Raw genomic sequence first — 21,776 nt, 5'->3', positions numbered from 1 at the left:
CGCGCAAAATAAGTGCGCCGATTGAGCGCGCAAAAGAAAACCGTCGTTTTGCAGGCAGCCGCACTCCTGCAGGAAGGTCAGGCGCATCGGGTCGAGATACTGCTTGGGTCATGAAAGCCTTGCATATATACACCCATTATCTTCGCGAGATAGCAGGCTGTTTTTTCTTGCATAATGAGGCATAAAGCAACATGGATCAAGGTGTGCTGCCGAAAAGTGGCGTGCACGAATTCATCTTCAAAAGGACATCCAAGATTACTAAAGCCCCCTCCAAACAATCGGCCTCAGCAGGGCCTGCCGTGAAAAGAGTCCCTCTGGGTGCAACCGCTGCGCGCCCGCGCAAACGCCATGGCTGGATACTGTTTTCATTTGTACTGGTGGTACTGGTACCCTTGGCGCTCACTTTACTCTACCTCTGTTTCATTACTTCGGATCAGTATGTTTCCAAAACTGGCTTTGCTGTGCGCTCGGAAGAGTTAAGTTCTGCAGCGGACCTTTTAGGGAGCCTGTCCAGTGTTTCAGGCACTTCATCTACAGACACCGATATTTTGAACGAATTCATCCACAGTCAGGATATGGTTGAGCGGATCATGTCTAAAGTCGACCTCGTTGACGTTTATACACAGCCAGCATTCGATCCTGTGTTCGCCTTTCAGCCAAGTGGTGACATAGAAGACCTAGTAACATACTGGCAACGAATGGTGGAACTGCACTACGATCAAGGAACTGCTTTGATCGAATTGCGGGTGCATGCCTTCCGGCCAGAAGACGCACAGACGATCGCCAAACATATTGTCGAAGAAAGCTCTCTGCTGATTAATCGCTTGTCTGCCACCGCGCGCAATAACAACACACGTTACGCACAAATAGATCTGGACATTGCGCTTAAGCGGTTACGCGACGCCCGCGAAAGCCTGACTAAATTCCGCTCCAAAAACCAGACAATCAATCTGGAAGCAGCGATGCAAGGCCAGATCGGTATCCTAAATTCTCTGGAGGAGCAGTTGGCAATTTCAAAGGTTAACCTCAACCTGCTCCTGCAAGATGGATTGGCCGAGGACGACCGTCGCATCACCTCAGAGCGTCGCCGGATCGAGGTTATCGGAGACCTGATCAAGATTGAGCGCTTACAATTTGGTTCCGTCGGGGAAAACGAAGGCGGCACCCTCAACTTCTCACGGCTTGCCGGAGAGTTCGAGCGGCTGACCGTCGATCTGGAATATGCACAACAGACCTATCTTAAAGCCCAAGCCGGACTAGACACAGCATTGGCAGAAGCGGACAGGCAAAGCCGCTATCTCACACCTTATACTCAACCCAGTTTGCCGCAAAGTTCGCGCTATCCGAATCGGGCGATTTTCAGTCTTGTAACTGGATTTTTCCTGCTTCTGATCTGGTGTATCGGTGTCCTTATTTACTATTCGGTACGAGACAGGCGCTAAAAATGATCGAACTGAAAAATGTTCATAAAGCTTATACTCTGAACGGGGTCCGAAAGGTCATAGCAAACGATATCAACTTCACCTTCCCGGCAGGAGAGACTGTTGCACTAATAGGCTCCAACGGGGCGGGCAAATCTACAATGCTCAAAATGATTGCGGGCTCGGTAGCCAGTGACCGCGGAGAGATTATCCCCCATGGCTCTGTTTCTTGGCCTGTAGGTTTTGCAGGGTCATTTCACGGAGACCTAACCGGTGCACAGAATGTAAAATTCGTGGCCCGCATTTATGGTGCCGACACCGATGAAATGTGCGCCTTTACCCGCGAATTTTCAGAACTCGGGGCCCACTTTGAGATCCCCGTACGCACATATTCTTCGGGTATGAAATCACGGCTTGCTTTTGCTATGTCTATGGCCGTCCAATTTGATACCTACTTGATAGATGAAATCACCGCTGTAGGGGATGGCGCCTTCAAGGCAAAAAGTGAAGCCATTCTCAAAGAACGCCTCAAGTCCTCTGGCGCCATCATCGTATCTCACTCTCTTGCACAACTCGAGCGTATGTGTTCATCAGGTGTGGTTCTGCAAAACGGTCGTTTTTTTTACTATGCGCGCGTAGAGAAAGCCATTGAACACTACAACCACATCATGAAAGGGGCGCTGCCGCCCTGGATGCGCTAATTGGAAGCTTCGCAGCCTATCACAGACGGATCAATAGGCACAAAATGCCAATGCAAACGAGGCCGCTTTTACGTAAGCGGTGCGCCGGTCACACGGGCTTGGCGTAGTTCCAGGGCAGTAGTTCGTTGATGTTGGTTTGTTTGTGCCCGCCAGCAATGGCTGTCAGGATGCCGGGCAGATAGCTGTGAGGCTCGATACGCACCGCATCAGCGCGGAATTCGTCCGTCCGTTTCAGTCCCCTCTCGGGATCATGCTTCGCATAACCCTGCCGGGCGGGGCATAGTCAGTCTCCTTTGTTGATGGCGTGGATGCCCCCGACCAACCGGCATCGTAGTGTGCCAATGTGGTGTTTCAGAAAGCATCAACAAAGGGAGAGTATCCATGTCAGAAGTCGCCATAATCGGCATAGACCTTGCAAAGCGTGTGTTTCAACTTCACGGGGCTTGCGCCAATGGAACAGTTGTTTTTCGTAAAAAACTGACACGTATTCAGCGTCTTGCGTTTATGAGCCAACAATCCGCCTGCATCGTTGCGATGGAGGCGTGTGCGACTGCGCATAGCTGGGGCCGCCAGTTCGAGAAGCTTGGACATACCGTGCGATTGATTGCACCAAACTATGTGAAGCCTTTCGTCAAACGGCAAAAAAACGATGTTGCGGACGCCGAAGCCATCGTTGAAGCGGCATCACGACCGACCATGCGGTTTGTAGAACTCAAGTCCGAAGCCCAGCAGGCACGTGCCATGCTGTTTCGCACACGACAAATGTTTGTCGGTCAGCGCACCCAAACAATCAACGCATTGCGTGGCCATCTAGCTGAGCACGGCGTTGTTGCACCACAAGGCGCTATTCAGGTTAAACGTTTGGCCGATGCGGTAACGGATGAGACCGTTGGCTTGCCGGCAGGCGTTCGAGAACTCGCCAAAGTATATATCGTCCAGATTGAAGACCTCAGTGCTCAGATTGCAGCATTGGATCGACAGATGAAGGGTGCCGCCAAAGAAGCTGAAGCGGCACGTCGTGCCCAGACCATGCCGGGCGTGGGGTCAATCACGGCTTTGGCCATAGAAACCTTTGCGCCTGACCTGAACTGCTTTCGCCGAGGTCGGGATTTTGCCGCATGGCTGGGTTTGGTTCCCAAGCAGACCTCGACGGGCGGCAGGCCTCGCCTTGGTAAGACATCAAAAATGGGCCAGCGTGACATTCGACGGCTGCTGATATCTGGAGCAATGGCTGTTCTGCAGGCCGTTGAGCGCTTCGGAAAGCCACATAACGGTTGGTTAATCTCCATGTTGGAACGCAAACCCCGTATGCTGGTCGCCGTTGCATTAGCGAATAAAATGGCTCGCGGCCTGTGGGCCATGGTGACGAAACAAGAGGACTACCAAAACCCGCCAAGTGCTGTTCGAGTACCGCGCCAGCGCATTCTCCTGCGCCGTCCAGTCACCTGTCGGAGAGACGCCGACAATGTACATATCGCCCGATGTGGGCATTGCGGGTGGCGTGGATTGATCCGCCGCCTGCACAAGCGCATCCAGCACATCGATCGCTTCGTTATGAGTGACGTGTTTTTGGGCCTGCGAAGGCTGGATCAGCGGCAGCTATAGAACGGGCGATGTATCAGACATGGAAGAACTCCAGCAAATTAGGGATTTGTGCCCACACTCACCGGTTTTTTCTTACATATTTTCAACACACCACTCGCACAGTCGCGCCATATGACAATGGGTAACGGGCCTCCCCGGCCCATTACCCAATTTCTTCAACGCCCGTTGAAAATAACAGCGCTTGACCTTACAATCCTACGACGTCGACCAAGGGCTTACCCTCAGGCATAACGGAACGCAGGTCGATAAATTCGCGATGTTTGACCAACACACAGATCACATCGGCCTGCGCAAGTGCGTCATCCAGCGTTGCCAACGTCACCGGCTTCCCCCCAAAGCTGGCGGGCAGCTTTTCAATGTTCGGCTCTACGGCAAGCACCTGACAACCCAGATCACTAAAATCATGAGTGATCAGCATTGCAGGGCTTTCGCGCAGATCGTCAATGTCAGGCTTAAATGCCAGCCCAAGACAGGCCACCTTGATGTCCGCCATCGCGCGCGATGGATCAGATGACAACACATCTATCACCGCCTCACGGCCCTTCTGCAACACCCACTTGGGCTTGGCATCATTGCCGACGCGCGCCGCATGGATCAGCTTGGCCTCTTCGGGTGCCGACGACACGATGAACCACGGATCTACCGCAATGCAATGCCCGCCCACACCTGCACCGGGCTGCAAAATGTTGACACGTGGGTGTCGGTTGGCCAGAGAGATTAGCTCCCAGACGTCGATATCGAACTTGTCACAAATGATGCTCAGCTCGTTGGCAAAGGCGATCTGCACATCACGGCTGGAGTTTTCGGTCAGCTTGCACATCTCGGCCGTACGCGCGTTTGTAATTACACAATCGCCCTGCACAACAATTTTGTACATCGCCACAGCCATCTCAGAGGCGCGTCCCGTCATCCCGCCGATGATGCGGTCATTCTCAACCAGTTCGCGCACTACATGACCCGGCAACACCCGCTCGGGGCAATGGGCCACCTGAATATCCGCCCCTTCGCCACCATCCTGCGGAAAGCTCAGATCGGGGCGCGCAGCGGCCAGCCATTTGGCCATCTGCTCAGTCGCACCGATGGGGGACGTGCTTTCCAGAATGACCAGATTGCCCTTTTCCAATACCGGCGCAATCATCTCGGCCGCCGATTTGATATAGCTCAGGTCAGGCTCGTAATTCGCTTTGAACGGCGTCGGTACAGCAATGATGAAGGCATCGGCAGGCTCGGGCGTCAATGTTGCGCTTAGCTTTCCGTCGGCAACGGCCTTTTGCACGATGCCCGCCAGATCAGGTTCAACAATATGGATCTCGCCCTGATTGATCGTGTCCACCACATGGGGCGATACATCTACACCAATCACCCGTGTGCCATAGGCAGCAAACAGCGCCGCTGTTGGCAAGCCGATATAGCCCAGACCAACCATTGAGATACGTTTAAACATAATCTTGTTCCTAAAATTCAACTTTTATCAATCGTTGCCAACAGTGCATCCGCAATGCGGTCTGCGGCGTGACCATCCCCATAGGGGTTCATTGCACGCGCCATTTGGTCATAGGCAGTTGTATCGCTCAACAGACGTAGCGCCTCACGGGCAATCTTTTGGCCATCGGTGCCAACCAGCAAAACAGTACCGGCATCCACCGCCTCGGGGCGCTCGGTGGTATTGCGCATCACCAGCACCGGCTTGCCAAGGCTGGGCGCCTCTTCCTGCACACCGCCGCTGTCGGTGATGATGATCCGTGACTGGCGCATCAACCACACAAACGGTAGGTAATCCTGCGGATCGATCAGATGCACATCGCCCGCATCCCCCAGAATGCGGTTCACAGGTTCTTGTACATTAGGGTTGAGGTGTACCGGATAGACAATCTGCGCATCCGATCCATCGCTGATCTCTTTAAGCGCATGGCATATGTTATCGAACCCCTGTCCGAAATTTTCACGCCGGTGACCTGTAACCAGCACCAGCGGGCGCTTGGTATCCAGGAACGGAAAACGTGCTGCCATCTGAGCATTCAGATCAGCATCATGGTCAAAACGCTCGACCACATCCTTGAGTGCGTCAATGACAGTGTTGCCGGTCACCATAATATGCTCGGGTTTGACGTTTTCGGCCAACAACGCGTCACGTGCCGTATTGGTTGGCGCAAAATGCATATCTGCAATCCGCCCAACAAGAGAGCGGTTCATTTCCTCGGGCCAAGGAGCATACATGTTCCCCGTCCGCAGTCCCGCCTCGACGTGACCAACCGCCACTTGCGCATAAAACGCAGCCAGCCCTGCGGCCATTGTGGTGGTCGTATCACCATGCACCAGCAAACGGTCATAATTACCGTCTTTGAGAATATCGCGCAGCGCTAACAAAATACGAGAAGTGATATCCGTCAGGTCCTGCCCTGACTTCATGATGTTCAAATCAAAATCTGGCTTAATGTCAAAAAGAGCCAGGACTTGGTCAAGCATTTCACGGTGCTGACCTGTAACGCAGACATGGACATCAAGCTCGGGCTTTTCTTTCAAGCGCTTGACGACAGGAGCCATCTTGATCGCCTCTGGGCGCGTACCAAAAACAATAAGGACCTTCAAATGCGTTTTCCTTCTGTAAAAGCGTTAAAAGAACGTAATAAACTTTTCAGATCCAAATGCAACTTAGAAGGCCCGTCCTCGACAGCACAACCAGAGCCTGCTGGAAGCAAACACCTACGCCTTCTGCATAGGAACATTGAAGCGCTTTTTGCGTCCAAAAGAATCACGCAGGAAAACATGCACTTGCACATCATCTGACATATTCTGGCCGACAACTGTGCTGAACCATTCGGGTTTGGCATCATACCACCGCATGTCAACACGCTGCCCTTCCACCATTAAGTAAAAAGCATATTGCAACCCTCCGGTAAACACACCCTGAGGCGCCACAGAAACCTCTATCCCCGGGGTACGGACAGTGTCGATCTGCACATCCTGCGGCCTTATTTCATCCACCATCGCCAGTGCCGGCGCATGGCGGTCAGGATCCATCTTCTTCATCACCTCTCGCTGCACCTGAGCTGTCGACCTGCCCGCCAACATGCCCTTGAAGCTGTGCAACACAAGATCACGCGGCAAAGGGGCATGACCCTTACCCCAGTTCCCGACGCAGACATGCAGGTTTTGCGCAGGTAACGACACAGCGTTTTGCTCTACACGTTGTACGGGACTAGCTTCGCAAAACGGTGCCATATGCTGCGTCATGTGATGCCGATCAGAGGCATTCTGAAAATATAAAACTTGTCCGCGCTTCGCTGAAGGGTCAAGCCGTATCACACATCCGGTTTTGCTTATCTCCGCTTCCAGAGCTGGTGCGCTAGAGTCGTTCTTCAAGTCAAACCCGGCAGCAATGCCTGGAAATGCAGCGCGTGCATAAGCGCGAAAAGCAGGCCAATCATACGACGCAATCGACGTTTGAGGGTTCCACACGACCGCACGATCTGCAGGGCCACAATGCTGCAAAGTATTCAGCGCGGCAAATCCACCACCAGACCCACCAAACAACACCGCAGGGCGCCCCAATCGTTCGGTAAAGCAGTTAATCGCCCGCCCCATATGCACAGGTAATTTACGCACCTTATTGTTGCCTGCATGAAACCCCAACGAGAGGCTAGGATTACGCTCCATCGTCGGATCAGAAAATGACAAAATCGGCACCTTCAGAGTCTTGGCAATGCTTTGTCCGACAAAATAGGGGCCTGACGTCTCCTGAACATTGGCAATAGCGCCCGAGAAGCCCACCAGAAAACCCTGAGCCGAATCCTGCACCCGATCAAAACCTTCGGCCAGCATGAGTACATCTGCGCCGCCCATCCGAATTTTCCAAACGTCTTTGCTCTTTGTCTGCGACACGGCAAAATCGGCAAGAATATTCTTAACAAGAGAAAGATCGTGCGAAGTGGACATATGAATGCTTTCTTATGTAATCCCTCCCGTGTGCCATAACATCCACAAACACTTCAAGCCATCAGACAACGCTGATCACGTTGTACTACCCGCTCCCCTCACCTATTGTGCCCCTATGCCAGAACACCTCCCCCCCTCTTCCACAGCGGCAGGCCTGATGGCAGCAGGCCGTCAACTGCTACAAGCAAACCATGCTGAGATGGGGCTGCGGCTGATCTTTGAGTCCTGTGAACTGGCACCCTCCGCCGACGGCTGGCAAACGCTTTATGATGGCGCTCTCACCACATTGAATATGGAGATGATGGCGTTGGCTTGTGAGCGCCTCGAGGCGCTCACCCACGCCACAGCGGAGGGCCGCGCGCACATCGCATTTCTGCGCGCGGGACCCTTGCGTATGGCGGCGCTCCTTGAGCGGCTGGAGGACAGGACGGTAACAGCACCTCAACAGCCCCCCATCCCTAACCGTATACTCTATGTCTTGCACAAATCGCTGCCCCATACGTCGGACGGATACTCCCTGCGCAGCCACGGCATTGCCCGTGCATATGCGGCCGCAGGCGGTGATATGGTTTGCATCACCCGCCCTGGCTTTCCCCACGATCTGCCACAACCGCTGGAGGCCGCAGCAACATCAGAAAGCGACGGCATCACCTATCACCACATCTCCAAGCCACGCCGGACTGCCATGCCCCCCGCGCCCCACGAACATCTTGCCCATGCCTCAGTTAATTACCTCGAGGCCGCAGCAGAACCCATCTTGCGGCAGATCGCACAACATCGCCCCGCCGTGGTCATGGCCGCCTCGAACCATATCACAGCGCTACCTGCCTGCCTTGCGGCCCGAGCGGCAGGCCTCCCCTTCATCTACGAGGTTCGCGGCTTTTGGGATGTCACCCACGCCACACGCGATCCGCTATATCCAACAACAATCATGGGCCGACTGGAGACGCTAATCGAAACGAGTCTGGCCTGCTTTGCCGATAAGGTTGTCACCCTCAACACACCCATGTGCGATGCCCTTGTGGGACGCGGTGTCGAGCCCGAGCGCATTCGCATTGCCCCCAATGCCTGCGACACAGACCGCTTCGCACCACGCGCACGCGATCATACACTGGCCACAGCGCTAGGTCTGCCCGACGCTGTGCCAGTGATCGGCTATGTCGGTTCGTTTTCCGCCTATGAGGGCCTTGACGATCTGATGGTGGCCTGTAGCGGATTGCGCGCGCAGGGCCATGATTTCCGGCTGTTGCTGGTGGGCTCCGAAGCGCCCACCGCCGCAGGCACCCAACCGGTCACCAGCCAGCTGCACGCCCTGGCATCAAAGCATGGATTGACCGACAGGCTCGTTATGCCCGGACGGGTTTCCCCAGCGGAAATTCCCGCGTATTACAGCCTCATTGACATCGCCCCTTTTCCGCGCAAATCCACCCCCGTGACCGAGCTGGTCTCCCCGCTGAAACCTCTTGAGGCCATGGCCATGCAATGTGCAGTTACGGTCTCGCGCGTCCGTGCGCTACATGACATGGTCGCACCCGGAAGAACCGCCCTAACATTTGCGCCGGATGCTCCAGAGAGTCTTTGCGATGTGTTGGGAAAGCTGCTCAAAGACCCTGAATTACGCAGGCGATTAGGTCAGACTGGTCACACTTGGGTGCAGACGAAGCGGAGCTGGAAAAGTATCATTAATATATTTGAAGACCTTTATTAACGACTTACTAAGAAGAATTTAAAAATAGGGTATCACTCGTGACTGACAAAACTTTGCAAAAACCCACCTCATCCCTATCCAAAGACCGTCTTGGCAAAGGTCTGGCGGTCGCTGCAGATGTGCTGGGCAAATACGGGCGCGTTCACCGGCGCACGGAATTGTTGCAAACTGCGGCGCAGCATCTGAATACCCCCAGTATTCTAAAAGCTCTGAGGGACAGCGCCGCGCAGGGTGATCAGTGCGATATTGCGAAAGCGGCTCATCAAGAGCTTGTAAAGCGGTATGAGGCCCAAGAAGATTACGACGCACTGGCCAAGCTCGAGAAATCCAGACTGCCTACCCTGAACGCACAGGCCCGCAAACCGCGTGTGGCCGGCATCATGGACGAATTCACAACTGCCTGTTACAAACCTGAATGTATTTTCCTGGCGCTGCTGCCAAATTTAGCTAAGACGCAGCTGGAAAACTTCGCGCCGGACTTTGTTTTCATTGAATCCGCATGGCATGGTAACGAAGGGGTCTGGAACCAGAAGGTCTCGAACGTCTCGGAAGAGTTACGCACCGTCCTCGACTGGTGCCGCGAAACACAAACGCCCTCCATTTTCTGGAATAAAGAAGATCCCGTACACTTTACTGGGTTTCTGGAAACCGCCCGCCTGTGCGACTATGTCTTCACCACAGATATCGATTGTATTCCGGCCTATAAACAAGCGTTGGGGCATGACCGCGTCTTTGTGCTGCCTTTTGCAGCACAGCCTGTATCCCATAACCCCATAGCAACCTTCCAGCGCAAGGATGCCTTTAATTTTGCAGGCTCCTACTACCTGCGATATCCGGAACGCCAGCGCGATATTGCGACACTCATAGACACCGTACGTGAATTCCGACCCGTCGATATTTATGACCGCAACCATGGCGGCACCCACCCGCACTACATGTTTCCGCCAGAATATCGCCCCATGATCTTGGGCCGTCTTCCCTTCTCCGAGATTGACCGTGCCTACAAGGAATACCGCTACGGCATCAACATGAACACGATCAAGCAATCGCAAACCATGTTTGCTCGCCGCGTGTTCGAGTTGATGGCATCCAATACAGTTGTGGTCAGCAACTTCTCGCGCGGGGTGCGTACATTGTTTGGCGATCTTGCACTGTGCTCGGATAATCCCGGCCAGTTACGTAAACGGCTTGATGTGCTGACAGCAGATGACACCGTCTATCGCAAATTCCGCCTCGCAGGTTTGCGCAAGGTGATGCAACAGCACACCTACCGCGCCCGCATGGACTTTATCCTCTCGTGCATCAGTGGTGATGCAACCGTCCAGACAGAGCCGCACATTGCCCTGTTTGCGACCATCACTGCGCGACGCGATATCAAAAACACCATCAAGAGTTTTCAGGCACAATCCCACAAAGCAGCGCATCTTTACCTGCTGACATCCGGCATTGATACCGACGGCATCGAAGTGCCGAATGTAACCCTCTCGGGACATCCCGATATCCTCATCGCCCAAGCGCTAGAGGCGCGTTCTGGCACCACCCTGTTCGGCGCATGGCACCCACGAGATCATTATGGGCCAAACTACCTGACCGATCTTGAGCTCGCCATGACCTACAGCGATGCTGAGGGGTTCGGCAAAGCCTGCCATTACCTTCAGGCAGAGGGTGAAACCATTCTGGTAAACGAGGCGAAGCGCTATCGCCCTGCCCAAGGTATACCGCTGCGCGCCAGCCTTCTCAAAAGCGCCCATATGACCCGAGATCTGATTGCCGAAATTTTTGATACATCCGGTGAGTGCGGCGCCCCTGATGTGCCCATGCTCGCCCTGGATGAGTTCAACTATTGCAAGCAAGGCGCAACCGTTGAGGCTGCAATCGCGTGGGCCGCCGATCTGGATATCCCCTTTCAGGGTATCGAGATTGAATCCCTCTATGAGGCCGCGTCGGTTTTGCCCGCCGGCGAGACCCGCAGAAAGCCACGCGCGACACCTTTCCCAACTCTCACCGCAGCTGAAGTCCATAAGGGAAGTGTCATCTCCAAATCTTCGCCTATGACGAAAACGCTTGAAGGCGATCTGGTTCGTTTTGCCTTTACGGCCGATCCCAACAACGGGCCACATTATGTATGGATCAAGAACAAATACACCCGTGAGACACTGAACCTCGTAGACCAAAGTGTAATTAACTTCGAGATGGAGCACACAACCGCAGATGCCCGTCTGGTGGTCGAATTCTACGATGCCGCAGATAAAAAAATCAGCCACTCGATGCTTGCACACGGCGGCAGCAGCACGCTGGCCATCCCAACTGAATGCACAAGACTGCGCTTTGGCTTACGCCTGACAGGAGACGGAGAGGCGACCTTGAGTGAGATCAGCTTTGGCACGGATGCCACACTACCACTGGTTATTGTGGGCCCGTCAGATACGCTGGTGCTGACAAAACAATATCCGTCTTATGATGATCTGTATAAATACGGGTTCCTGCACAGCCGCGTGCGCGGATACCGCCAACAGAGCGTGGGGGTCGATGTGTTCCGTATCAATCCCAACATCGTGAAAACCTATGACGAGTTTGAAAATATCGATATCGCCTCCGGCGATGCACAGCTTCTGGATGCCACACTGGCCACCGGACGCTACAAACACGTGCTCGTGCATCTGATTGACCGCCAGATGTGGGAAGTGCTCCAGAAACATCTCGACCACGTCAAAGTGACCGTGTGGATTCACGGTGCCGAGATCCAGGGCTGGCAACGCCGCGCCTACGAGTTTGCAACCCTCACTGCCCCCGAAATCGAACGCAAGAAAAAGCTCGCCAACGAGCGGCTCAAGCTGTGGCAGAAAATCTTTGCCCATCCCTCCGCCAACCTGCATCTGGTGTTCGTCTCCGAGACCCTGCGCACCGAGGCAAACGCCGATGTCGGGACCGCCCCTCGACAGGGGCGCTGGTCCGTCATCCACAACCACATCGACACCGATCTGTTTTCCTACCGGCCCAAGACGGCGGCACAGGCCGGTCAGGTTCTGTCAATCAGACCCTATTCATCGACCACCTATGCCAATGATCTTAGCGTGCAGGCGATTTTGGAGCTGTCCAGACGGCCGGTTTTCAAAGACCTCTCCTTTCGCCTTGTCGGCGACGGCCCCCTCTTCGAGAGCGTGACCGAACCGTTGCGCGATATGCCAAATGTCACCTTGCAACAGACCTTCCTGAGCCATGCAGACATCGCCACCCTTCACGCACAATACGGTATTTTCCTGAACCCTACGCGCATGGACAGCCAGGGCGTATCGCGTGACGAAGCCATGGCATCGGGTCTGGTGCCCGTAACCAGCAGCGTCGCCGCCGTGCCAGAATTTGTCGATGACACCTGCGGTATTCTTGCCCCCGCAGAAGACTACTTCGGGCTGGCGGATGCCATCGAGCGGCTCTACGGCGATCCCGCCTTGTTCACGGAATTGTCAAAAGCCGCCAGCGCCCGCGTCCGCGCACAATCAGGCTTCGAGCAGACAATCGCACGCGAACTCGAGCTGATCGCACGCGCCTGACCACTCTTATCACAACAACAGGGGCCGCCTCGGGTCCCTGTCCCGTTACGCATCAGGAACCAGCGTTGCAAAAAGGTGCTCGCGGCTACAGATGACGATATAGCCGCAGTTTATCAACCCGTTGCGCAATTCGGTAACGTGGTCTTTTTCCAACACCATAATCTCGGAAAGGATGATCTTGGGTCGCATCACACCTGTGGCGATCTGCTCCAGAAAAAAGGCATCATAGCCTTCGGCATCAGTAACCAGAACATCAACACTGTCTTTGCCATACCACTGGGCCAAGGCCCCGAATGACAACGTGCTAATCTTTTCGGTAATAGTATGTTTGGCAATTGCTGCCACTGTTTCCAGCGCCACACCACCTGCACCGTCAATGGCGTTACTATCCTGCTTGAGCGTACCAAGGCCGACCGACCAATCAGGCACATCGCCGCGCGCGATGGCCTCGGGATCCACCAACCGGATTTCGGCGCTGCCTGTCTTCTCGGTGACAGCCATATTTACAAAGACGCAATCAGGTTGATCTGCATAGGTTTGCTGCAAGGCGGTAAAGAGATGGCGAACCGGCTCAAAGAACGTGCCGTGCAGATTGTGCGCACGCACAAGCCCGATCAACGGATCAAACTGGCTCCCGTCACAGGCCCCGATTTGCAGTGCAACCAGCGGCACCTCGCTGCGCTTTGCCAATGTGCCCACGGCCTTCTCGAACGCTTCGAGTGCTGTTGCATTGGGGATGAACGCCGTCACCGGAGCAGGATCAAGCTCGGGCCAGACAGGCACCGACGATAACAAGGCAATCCGGTCTTTGTTCTTGAGTGGGTTGAGGGCAACTTCCTCGCGGATACCATAGCGCATATCGAGGTTGGGTTTGACCCACCCTGCCGCCCGCGCAATGTTCCACAATGGCACGCCGCACCGTTGCGCTTCCACCGCAAAAACTTCGTCATTGTCGATGGGGCGGCTCAACAACAGATCAATATCCATCTGCTCGAGTGCATCCGAGTGCAGTGCCATCACGCCCGTCCCCAACAGATGGGTGCGACGGGTCTCGTCATGAGCGGCATTAAACGCGGTATAGCCATCGCGCACCGTATAGCCCTTTTCATTCTTCTTGAACAAAACGCCCATAAGGCCCACTACAGACCTGCGCCCCAGACCGTCAATATGGGTACGCATCGTCAACGCATAATCCGCCGGATACAGAATATCGTCATCACACAACAGGAAATATCCCGGCTGGTCCAGCCAATAAAACTTACCCGCCGCCCGCAGGCTGTTTTCGGAAGAAACGATATAGCTCAGCTTGCCCTCGGCGGCCCAGTCCAGAATATAGTCAGGTACATCGCGGTACGCGTTGAGATAAACACAAACGTGATCCACCTGATGGATCAGCGAAGCAATCGCCTGATGCAACAGTTCGCGCCGCGCCGGATAGCTGGCAATACACGCCACCACCGTCTCGTCGGTAAAGTTGAACCGCGCGTTGATATCCTGAAAATCGACCTCGCTCAAAAGCACCTTGTCGGTGGCAATATTATAGGTCTCCTCCGTGGCATCCTGCACCCGCATGGTCACAGGGCCGTCGACCTCGGGCAGCCGGAAAAAGACGAATTTTGCCTTATCACCCCGTGTCAGGATGCGCCGTTGTAGCACGGTGTCGCCACAACAGATCAACCACATCAGCCCGTCTTCCTCGACCGGCCTGGAAAGTGTGATGTCGGCACGGTAACTGCCCGGCACAAGCTGTTGTTTCACATCCGACAGGTCCGCTGCCTCCGGCGTAATCGAAATTCGTTCGGCCGAAGCCTTATTGCGCGCGATCCGTGCCACATCTGCTGCCTCTTTGGCGGCCACTTCGGCGGCAGTGATCTTGTGATAATTATAAGCGTAGCGGTCCTTTTCAGGATCAAGCGTCTTGAGGTTTTTCAGCATCACCTCCGGGTCAGGATCATAGATCCCGTGCAGAGCCACTGGATCATATTCCCACCATTCGCTTTTCAGTACCGCCTTGATGGTCTTGGCAGGCCAGCGTTTCTTGATGGTCTTGGCAGGGATGCCCCCCCACAACCTCGTAAGGGGCCACATCTTTGGTGACCACGGCACTTGTGGCAATCATCGCCCCTGTCCCGATGGTCACACCGCTAACGATCTTTGCCCCGTCCCCGATCCAGACATCATGCCCGATTAGAACCCTGCGCGCTGGTTCTTTTTGGGCCAGCGGCATTTCGAGATCATTGCGTACAGGAAACCATGGCGACGTGGAGGTGGCAGTAAGATCATGATTACCCAGCCCCACACTGACATCACGCCCAATGCTGCAATAGCGTCCAATCTCGACATAACTACGTATGGCACTGCCCGCGCCCACATAGCTGCCAAACCCGAGCCATGCAGCGCCCCCCAACTCGCTGAGGGCAACCGTTGTTTCGTCTTCGGCAAACAACGTAAAGTTGCCGCTACATTTTATAACCTTGGGTGCGCGGACGGGGGGCATACTAATTCATATCCTCAGCCAGGGTGATTGATCGGATCAAGCTGCTTTTCTTCGCAGATCAGCTCAACTTCTTCCTCGTCCTGCGCCGTCACCCCCGAAAAGGTTTCCATATCGCGGAAGAAATGCGTCATGACATAGTTAACACCATAAGCATTCACCGTGCGCTTGTCGGGGTTAAAGAACATTCCCATAGACGGATGCGATTGGATGATTTCATAGGAAGGGAAATAGGCAATATCTTCATGGGCATTGGCCAGATCGCCCGCCACGGCACGCAGAACCGATTTCGAATAAATTGTCGCAGGCAGCACATGCCCCCCCGTGGCCGTCGCCGTGAGCGGCACAGGCGAAACAGTCAGCAAAATACGCACATTCGGGTTCACCTTGTGCAAGGCGGTGCGGAAGGCTTCCATGTCTTCGCGGATCTCGGGATAGGTCAGGTTGTGAAAGCGGTATTTATCCGCATCAAACGTGCCGCAAATTGTGCCGGGGGCCACAGGGAACATCGTGTTGTCTTCAACACTTTCCCAGCCTTCGGTCAGACCCATCGTAAAGACAAACAGGTCGGTTTCCTCGAACATCTTGCGCACAGCAGCAAGGTGCAGCGCCCGCAGATCAAGCACGTCTTGCGCGCTGGCTTGTCCTACGGGATCGGTGCCCGGACGCAACGCATCATAAAACCTGTCGCCCTTGGCCCAGACAATCTCTTTTGGTGTCCGCTCGCCAAAGGCTTCTTGAAACAACTGCAACAACTGGCGCGAGGTATAGATGTTGCCATAGCGGCAGCTATACACCTTAAAGCCAAAGCGCCGCGCCTCGGCATCATCGCGGAAATAAGAGGGGGCCGGTTCAAAATCGACAAAGTTTGCCCCGCGCGCCGCAAGGTTGTTGCCGATGTGCTGGGCAAAACAGCTGCCGGCGGTGGCAATCCGGTCCGTCAACGACAGCTCGATCGGGTCCCACAACCCGTCCATGTCAACATAGTGTTTATCAGCCACAGCACGGCGCCAAAACGCCCGTTCGGGCAGGTCGCGGTACGGGTTATCTGTCTTGCTCATCTGCTCACACCTTCTTTTCGGACAGTTGCCAGTCACGGATACGCTTGGTCATCGCAATATCGGCAGTGGGCAGCGGTTTGACGCCGGCGCTGCGCCCCTCTGTGGCAGGTGCAGTAGCGGACAGCCGCTCCAGATCCATTTGGCGCTTGTTCATCAGGATATCGTTAGCATCACAGCTTTCCGACATCAGTGCCGCATCCAGCCAAAGCTTGACCGTCTCGTTAAAGGGCGCAGAGTTTGCATGATCCAAAACCCCCCAGAATCCTACATCAGCGATAAAATTACGTGTTTGAGGGAATGTTGAAACAAAAGGAACATAATGGTTAAAATAATGGAACCGGTCTGATGTGTTCTGTATGTATATCACTTTAGAATGCGTCTTGGTTCTATAGGTTTCAGGCAAATTAAGTCGATTCATCTGCAAAAAGTCTTGGAAACTCAGTTCTGCACTCCAGAACTCATTATAATAGTTTTTCACAACTACTTCATGATGACGTTTGAGATTGGTTTGCGGGTTGGCTGCGATCACAACACTACCGGAATCACGAAACCCTTGATCCAATGCCGCAAACCCTCCCGAAGAGGCTCCAATATAAATGCTTCTCTTTATCCCCAGCCGTTTTTTCACCGCGGCAATCATTCGGGCAAGGATTGCAGGTACATCACTTTGTGATGATCCCTGATACCAAGTAGATGTCAGACCCGCACTCATCAGCAACGTCGGATCAGAAATCGACAAATGATGCGCCTCTTTGTGCCCATGCAAAATCCCCTGAAATCGTGGCAGTGGAGGCCCCACCCTCGTAATTGCTCCATGAAAATAGATAATCAGATCGGTACCTGTTCCAGCCCTATAGTACACTGGTACATTCAGGTCATCATATGAGACAACGAACGGGCTTTTGTGCTTGGTAATTTCGCTCAAGGGTATTTTTGCAAACGGGGTGCCGAACAGATCGATCTGTTCTGTGGAAAGCGTCTGGTCGGTCAAGGTATTGTCCTTTGGGCTAGGGCTTTGGGAGCGGCTTATTTTGATTGGGCAGCATGATCTCAAACAGCTTGTTGTGCAAGATGGGCGTCTATGGCACGGCGCAAATCAAACGCGCGGCTGCGCCAGTCGGCGTGTGTGCCTCTGGCCTGTCCACGCTCGCGGTAAGCGGTCCACATTTCCTCATGTGTTTGCAGCAGACGCGATGACACAATCAAATCCTGCGGGGTATGCACACAAATGCCGCTGTCACCCAAATATTCGTTCAGCGATTGCGGCATGTCCATATACAGAACCGGCGTGCCCGCATAGGCCGCCTCCAGCGGTAACATCTCAAAGGTGCAGAACGGGCTGAAATGCGCGTACAGCAGGTGCGTGCCGATTACTTCATGGATGTCTTTCTGGTGCGGCACAATTGTGATACCTTGTAAGAACTCGGGCACCTGGTCGATTTTGTATTGCGACACCAGCGTGACATTCTCGCGGCCAAAGGCCTGTGCCGCCGCATCAATCCATGCTGCCGCTTCCGGTGCAAGATCAGGATTAGACAGCTTCGAGATATCGCCGCAGAAGATACCCGAACGCTCCTCGTAGGGAACACCCCCGTGCCAGTTACAGACATCCTCACGGATGGTTTTTGGCACCACTATCACGGGACGCCCTGTACGTCCGCCCAGTTCAGTCTTGGCCGCTTCGGTAAAGACAAACAAGCCGTCTTGCGGCGAGAGTTGTTCAGATAGGCTCACTATCTCCAGTGTACGACTTTCCTCCAGATTGTAGGACAGATTGAAAAACAACGGGAAGCTCCGCGGCGTCCGGTCGTGTATCAGTTTTTGCACATTAAAAAAGTCGCGCGAGATCATATCCCCGCCATAAACGAAGCCAATGTCGAACGTACCTGTCAGGCTGTTCACAACATCTTCCGACGGCCCTTCCAATTCAACAGCCTCCACTTGACAGCCCATCATTTCCAGCTGGCGGATCATCAACATGCAAGAAGCAAAAATACCGCCCTTCGCCCAAATTTCAGGGGTAACACGACCCAAAAACAACACGCGCAACGGCTTGGTTTCATGAGAAAAAACGTCACCTGCTGCGTTTGGCATAACGGGTACAAATTTTTCCCACTCATGCGCGCCGACAAGAGTGTTGGTTAAAGCCGAAACATCCAGCTGGGCACCCGACTTCTTGATCGACAGGCCTGAAATACTGTCGTCGTTGTCATTCATGTGGGCAGCGTTCAACGCCTCTCCACGGTCATGTGGAACCAACAAGAACGGAATCTGGTTATGCTGTCCGAACAGGGCAAAGTAGATATCCGCCATATTCGGCGTCTGGAATAATGACATCTCGGGACGCACATATGTCGTGTCAAAACCAATGCACCCCGTGCCTAGAACATGCATGATATGCTCGGTCGCCTGATACGACCCAAATGTACGCACACGACGCGAAGAGGCAGTATAATAATCCTCGAAAGGTGTCAGGATTTCTGATCCATGCCAGCCTGCAACAATCCTGCCACCGTATTTCTGGAGGTAGTAGACAATGGATTGTACATAATAGGGCGGATAGATGATGTCATCATCACAGGTGAAATAATACCCGTCAAAGTCGTCCGTCAAAAACCCGAACTTTGCCAGATCACCAACGTTTTCAGACAACACCAACTTGACCTTGCCTGAAAATTCATAGGCGGGAATTTCCTCGAAACCGTTCAAGCTGACATAGATCTCATCTGCCTGCGGCAGCAGGCTTTCGATTGTAGCGCGCAGGGATTTGATACGCCCAGGAATAGCAGCAATCCCGATACGTACCGGCTTGTCGATTTCCACATCTTCGCATAGATAAGGCGGCGCGCCGATCCGCGGCGGCGTTGTCTTTTTCTTGGCCAGCTCCGTCTTTTTATGGTGCAAGCGGTTTTCAAAACCCGCCCGCAACTGTGACGGACGGGTTATTCCGCGGCGGCTGTCTTCGGAGACACTGTTGTAAAACAGATCACTGTACGCCCCATGTGCCAACTGCAGTTCATCCCTAAAATATTGCTCCATCGCCACCCTGTCTTCGGAAGCACTCTCTAATTCCTTGATCCGTTTTTGTGCGTTATAAAAAAGGTTATTGTAGGTGCGGTTGATCTGTTTGACCCGATCCACTTCCAGAACAAAACGGTTTTCGCGCAAGGTGGCTGCCTCGTCCGGTCCAGCTTCTTGCAGACGCGCGCGCAAATCTTTGATCTGAAGAACATAATTCATCTCAAAAGCAGAGGCATGATAGGCTCTGTTGACAAAAATATAGGTATTATTGTCACCCGTATTTTTGAGACAGGCATAGTTGTTGGGCGTCAGTATTCTGATGACAGACGCGAGTACATCCATATCATCAATCGTAACAACCACAACTGGCCGGTGTTTAGTCAGGATGGTAGTCGCTCCGAGCAGCACTTCGACTTCGTCGGTGTTGGGGTGTATCTTAATGATTGAAACCGCGGTACCCGGCGGCAACGCACTGTCGAGCGGACGGCAGAAAATCTCTCTTTTAGGCTGCCCTTCTGCTGATTGCAGATCAATCCACTTAGGCACATCGCTCAAACCGCCATTGCGGATCGTAACTTCCCCTCCCAACCCGTTTAGATCAATGTTTTCTAAAAGATATTTACCCGCCTCGACAGATGCTTCAAAGGCGATAACCTCCCGCTCGCAGTACCGCCCCAAAAAAACAGCACTGCTACCGATCTCTGCACCCACATCGACAATCACACCGGGGCGCAGCGGAATCAAACATAGCTCTTCCAACAGGTCGATTTCAGGAAATTTCCCTGTCTCGGAAATTTCCTTGAACACAGCTTCATCGGCATTCCCGATGAATTGGAATTTAGTACCCCTATATGTGATCACGGCTTTAGGATTCATGTTTCTTCCTTCTTCACATAATTATCTTCAGCAGCATAGCTTAATCTGAAATATTTTTAGTTGTTATAACTTACACGGCATCAGGCTAAAATCGGCCTGACCATATCATAAACGAGCTTTCCAATATCGATGTTCTCACCCTATCAAGAAATTTGCTGTCGGACCCGGCTTTGGCTACCGGTCATTGAAGGCAAGAAGGTCAAGAAACTCCGCTCCACCATGCATGCAGCGCGTTAGCAGTTCTATAGGCCGTCAATCCGTCCCAAAGCGGGATCGCAATACGCTGTTGTCGGTTGCCTGTCTCATCACGTGCTACAAATCCGCGTATTTGGGGTAAGGCATCCCATCGGTTGACCAAACGGTTGGTGCCATTGGCAACCGTTACGGGGCGCTCTGTATTGTTGCGGTATGTAAAGCACGGGATGCCCAAATAGGCTGTCTCTTCCTGAATACCCCCTGAATCCGTCAGCACCATACGCGATTTGGCCACCAGGTTGATAAAATCCCCATAGACCAACGGCTCGGTGATGATCAGGTTATCGTGGATCAGTTGGCCCTCAAGCCCAAGCCGTTTGAGGTTTTGCGCCAGCCGTGGATGGACCGGCACCAGAACCGGCAATATGTCCGCAACAGACCGCAACAGGCCCAGAACAGCGCTCAAATCATCGTGCATGTCCACGTTTGCGGGGCGATGGAATGTGGCAATTGCAAACTCCCCCTCGGCAAGCCCGAGACCGGCACATTGCTTTGCCCCCCGTGCAGGGTCTAGCACCTTGATAAGGCTGTCGATCATAATATTTCCGACCGTGTGCACCCGCTCTTCGGGGCGCGACTGACCATGGGTCAGGCGCTGTGTGGCATCGTCGCCCGGGGTCAGCCAGATGTCACTGATCGCGTCAATCAAGATCCGGTTCACCTCTTCGGGCATGCTGCGGTCAAAAGAACGTAATCCCGCCTCAAGGTGGGCTACGGGGATGTTGCCCAACCGTTTTGCTGTCAGTGCAGCCGCCAGCGATGTGTCCACATCCCCCGCTACCAGCACAATATCAGGCCGTTCCGATTGAACCAGTTTAGAGTATCCGTCTATGATCGCACCGAACCGCGCACCGAAATCGCCATTACTGCCCACCTCGACAATATGGTCTATCCAGCTGATACCCAGTTCTTCGGCAATGCTGGTTGTCATCGGTCCCGGCGGATGCTGGGCAATATATATAATCTCAGGCTCACACCAGCTTTGTTCTTTGAGCACCATATACAGGGGTGCAATTTTTACAAAATTGGGCCGCGCGGCTGCAAGAAGGTGAATTTTACAGGGTTGCTTAACTTGCATGGTCTGCCTGATCTCCAGTTCAATCTAATGTACATATCGATCCGTTTTGAGCACGAAACCACACTCTAG

At 53.7% G+C, this 21,776-nt stretch carries 15 protein-coding genes and 1 pseudogene; 6 read left to right on the top strand and 10 right to left on the bottom strand.

The features are described 5' to 3' along the window. The 3 genes from Z948_RS19105 to Z948_RS0100310 all read left to right on the top strand — a co-directional run. The coding region (locus Z948_RS19105; RefSeq protein ID WP_211250461.1) for a hypothetical protein at window positions 1-185 on the top strand (185 nt) is incomplete at its 5' end. Between the two features lie 6 nt (window positions 186-191). Beyond that, entirely contained in the window at window positions 192-1,442 is a 1,251-nt protein-coding gene (locus Z948_RS0100315) for a KpsE/RkpR family capsule polysaccharide export protein (protein ID WP_025057592.1), read from the top strand. 2 nt (window positions 1,443-1,444) lie between these two features. Then, complete coding sequence (locus tag Z948_RS0100310; protein ID WP_025057591.1) at window positions 1,445-2,122, top strand: ABC transporter ATP-binding protein; 678 nt, start codon at window positions 1,445-1,447, stop codon at window positions 2,120-2,122. A gap of 88 nt (window positions 2,123-2,210) precedes the next feature. Here Z948_RS0100310 and Z948_RS19300 read toward each other — a convergent pair whose 3' ends face one another. After that, on the bottom strand, window positions 2,211-2,324 hold the full coding sequence (locus Z948_RS19300; RefSeq protein ID WP_025057590.1) for a transposase domain-containing protein: 114 nt from the start codon (window positions 2,322-2,324) through the stop codon (window positions 2,211-2,213). Window positions 2,325-2,503: 179 nt separating this feature from the next. On the opposite strand from Z948_RS19300, the pseudogene Z948_RS0100300 reads away from it, so the two are divergent. Continuing rightward, window positions 2,504-3,523, top strand: a pseudogene (locus Z948_RS0100300) (IS110 family RNA-guided transposase); the annotation flags it as partial. A 391-nt stretch (window positions 3,524-3,914) separates the two neighbouring features. On the opposite strand, the gene wecC reads toward Z948_RS0100300, so the two are convergent. The 3 genes from wecC to Z948_RS0100285 form a co-directional block, all read right to left on the bottom strand. Continuing rightward, window positions 3,915-5,171 carry a UDP-N-acetyl-D-mannosamine dehydrogenase gene (gene wecC, locus Z948_RS0100295; RefSeq protein WP_025057588.1) on the bottom strand — a complete coding sequence of 419 codons (1,257 nt, stop codon included), beginning with the start codon at window positions 5,169-5,171 and terminating at the stop codon, window positions 3,915-3,917. A gap of 17 nt (window positions 5,172-5,188) precedes the next feature. Then, a complete protein-coding gene (gene wecB / locus Z948_RS0100290) occupies window positions 5,189-6,316 on the bottom strand; it encodes a non-hydrolyzing UDP-N-acetylglucosamine 2-epimerase (RefSeq protein ID WP_025057587.1) in 1,128 nt (375 codons plus the stop codon). 114 nt (window positions 6,317-6,430) lie between these two features. Continuing rightward, complete coding sequence (locus Z948_RS0100285; protein WP_025057586.1) at window positions 6,431-7,663, bottom strand: hypothetical protein; 1,233 nt, start codon at window positions 7,661-7,663, stop codon at window positions 6,431-6,433. Between the two features lie 4 nt (window positions 7,664-7,667). Here Z948_RS0100285 and Z948_RS0100280 point away from each other — a divergent pair, with 4 nt between their 5' ends. Both Z948_RS0100280 and Z948_RS0100275 read left to right on the top strand, forming a co-directional pair. Beyond that, window positions 7,668-9,371 carry a glycosyltransferase family 4 protein gene (locus Z948_RS0100280; RefSeq protein WP_081784004.1) on the top strand — a complete coding sequence of 568 codons (1,704 nt, stop codon included), beginning with the start codon at window positions 7,668-7,670 and terminating at the stop codon, window positions 9,369-9,371. A 158-nt stretch (window positions 9,372-9,529) separates the two neighbouring features. Next, on the top strand, window positions 9,530-12,922 hold the full coding sequence (locus tag Z948_RS0100275; RefSeq protein WP_156023560.1) for a glycosyltransferase family protein: 3,393 nt from the start codon (window positions 9,530-9,532) through the stop codon (window positions 12,920-12,922). Between the two features lie 45 nt (window positions 12,923-12,967). Here Z948_RS0100275 and Z948_RS18355 read toward each other — a convergent pair whose 3' ends face one another. The 6 genes from Z948_RS18355 to wecB (Z948_RS0100250) all read right to left on the bottom strand — a co-directional run bounded on the left by Z948_RS18355 (window position 12,968) and on the right by wecB (Z948_RS0100250) (window position 21,707). Further along, complete coding sequence (locus tag Z948_RS18355) at window positions 12,968-15,010, bottom strand: FkbM family methyltransferase (protein ID WP_156026485.1); 2,043 nt, start codon at window positions 15,008-15,010, stop codon at window positions 12,968-12,970. After that, the gene (locus tag Z948_RS19135; RefSeq protein WP_052033262.1) at window positions 14,901-15,419 is read right to left on the bottom strand and encodes a CatB-related O-acetyltransferase; all 519 of its coding nucleotides are present in this window, start codon (window positions 15,417-15,419) and stop codon (window positions 14,901-14,903) included. The genes Z948_RS18355 and Z948_RS19135 overlap by 110 nt, the downstream gene beginning before the upstream one ends. Before the next feature lie 14 nt (window positions 15,420-15,433). Next, the gene (locus tag Z948_RS0100265) at window positions 15,434-16,477 is read right to left on the bottom strand and encodes a GSCFA domain-containing protein (protein WP_025057583.1); all 1,044 of its coding nucleotides are present in this window, start codon (window positions 16,475-16,477) and stop codon (window positions 15,434-15,436) included. A gap of 4 nt (window positions 16,478-16,481) precedes the next feature. Further along, window positions 16,482-17,468: a hypothetical protein gene (locus Z948_RS0100260; RefSeq protein WP_025057582.1), complete on the bottom strand. Its 987-nt coding sequence runs from the start codon at window positions 17,466-17,468 to the stop codon at window positions 16,482-16,484. 59 nt (window positions 17,469-17,527) lie between these two features. After that, the gene (locus Z948_RS18350) at window positions 17,528-20,374 is read right to left on the bottom strand and encodes an FkbM family methyltransferase (protein ID WP_025057581.1); all 2,847 of its coding nucleotides are present in this window, start codon (window positions 20,372-20,374) and stop codon (window positions 17,528-17,530) included. Between the two features lie 199 nt (window positions 20,375-20,573). Continuing rightward, window positions 20,574-21,707: a non-hydrolyzing UDP-N-acetylglucosamine 2-epimerase gene (gene wecB / locus Z948_RS0100250; RefSeq protein WP_025057580.1), complete on the bottom strand. Its 1,134-nt coding sequence runs from the start codon at window positions 21,705-21,707 to the stop codon at window positions 20,574-20,576. Window positions 21,708-21,776 lie beyond the last annotated feature (69 nt).

Source organism: Sulfitobacter donghicola DSW-25 = KCTC 12864 = JCM 14565 (genome assembly GCF_000622405.1).
In the GTDB taxonomy this organism is placed as follows: domain Bacteria; phylum Pseudomonadota; class Alphaproteobacteria; order Rhodobacterales; family Rhodobacteraceae; genus Sulfitobacter; species Sulfitobacter donghicola.
This window is presented reverse-complemented; position numbering and strand designations above follow the sequence as displayed.

Bases quoted from the DNA above. Each gene is read 5' to 3' on its own strand.
- Z948_RS0100315 (WP_025057592.1), top strand. From the start codon at position 192: ATGGATCAAGGTGTGCTGCCGAAAAGTGGCGTGCACGAATTCATCTTC.
- Z948_RS0100310 (WP_025057591.1), top strand. From the start codon at position 1,445: ATGATCGAACTGAAAAATGTTCATAAAGCTTATACTCTGAACGGGGTC.
- wecC (WP_025057588.1), bottom strand. From the start codon at position 5,171: ATGTTTAAACGTATCTCAATGGTTGGTCTGGGCTATATCGGCTTGCCA.
- Z948_RS0100285 (WP_025057586.1), bottom strand. From the start codon at position 7,663: ATGTCCACTTCGCACGATCTTTCTCTTGTTAAGAATATTCTTGCCGAT.
- Z948_RS0100280 (WP_081784004.1), top strand. From the start codon at position 7,668: ATGCTTTCTTATGTAATCCCTCCCGTGTGCCATAACATCCACAAACAC.
- Z948_RS18355 (WP_156026485.1), bottom strand. From the start codon at position 15,010: ATGTGGCCCCTTACGAGGTTGTGGGGGGGCATCCCTGCCAAGACCATC.
- Z948_RS19135 (WP_052033262.1), bottom strand. From the start codon at position 15,419: ATGCCCCCCGTCCGCGCACCCAAGGTTATAAAATGTAGCGGCAACTTT.
- Z948_RS0100265 (WP_025057583.1), bottom strand. From the start codon at position 16,477: ATGAGCAAGACAGATAACCCGTACCGCGACCTGCCCGAACGGGCGTTT.
- Z948_RS18350 (WP_025057581.1), bottom strand. From the start codon at position 20,374: ATGAATCCTAAAGCCGTGATCACATATAGGGGTACTAAATTCCAATTC.
- wecB (WP_025057580.1), bottom strand. From the start codon at position 21,707: ATGCAAGTTAAGCAACCCTGTAAAATTCACCTTCTTGCAGCCGCGCGG.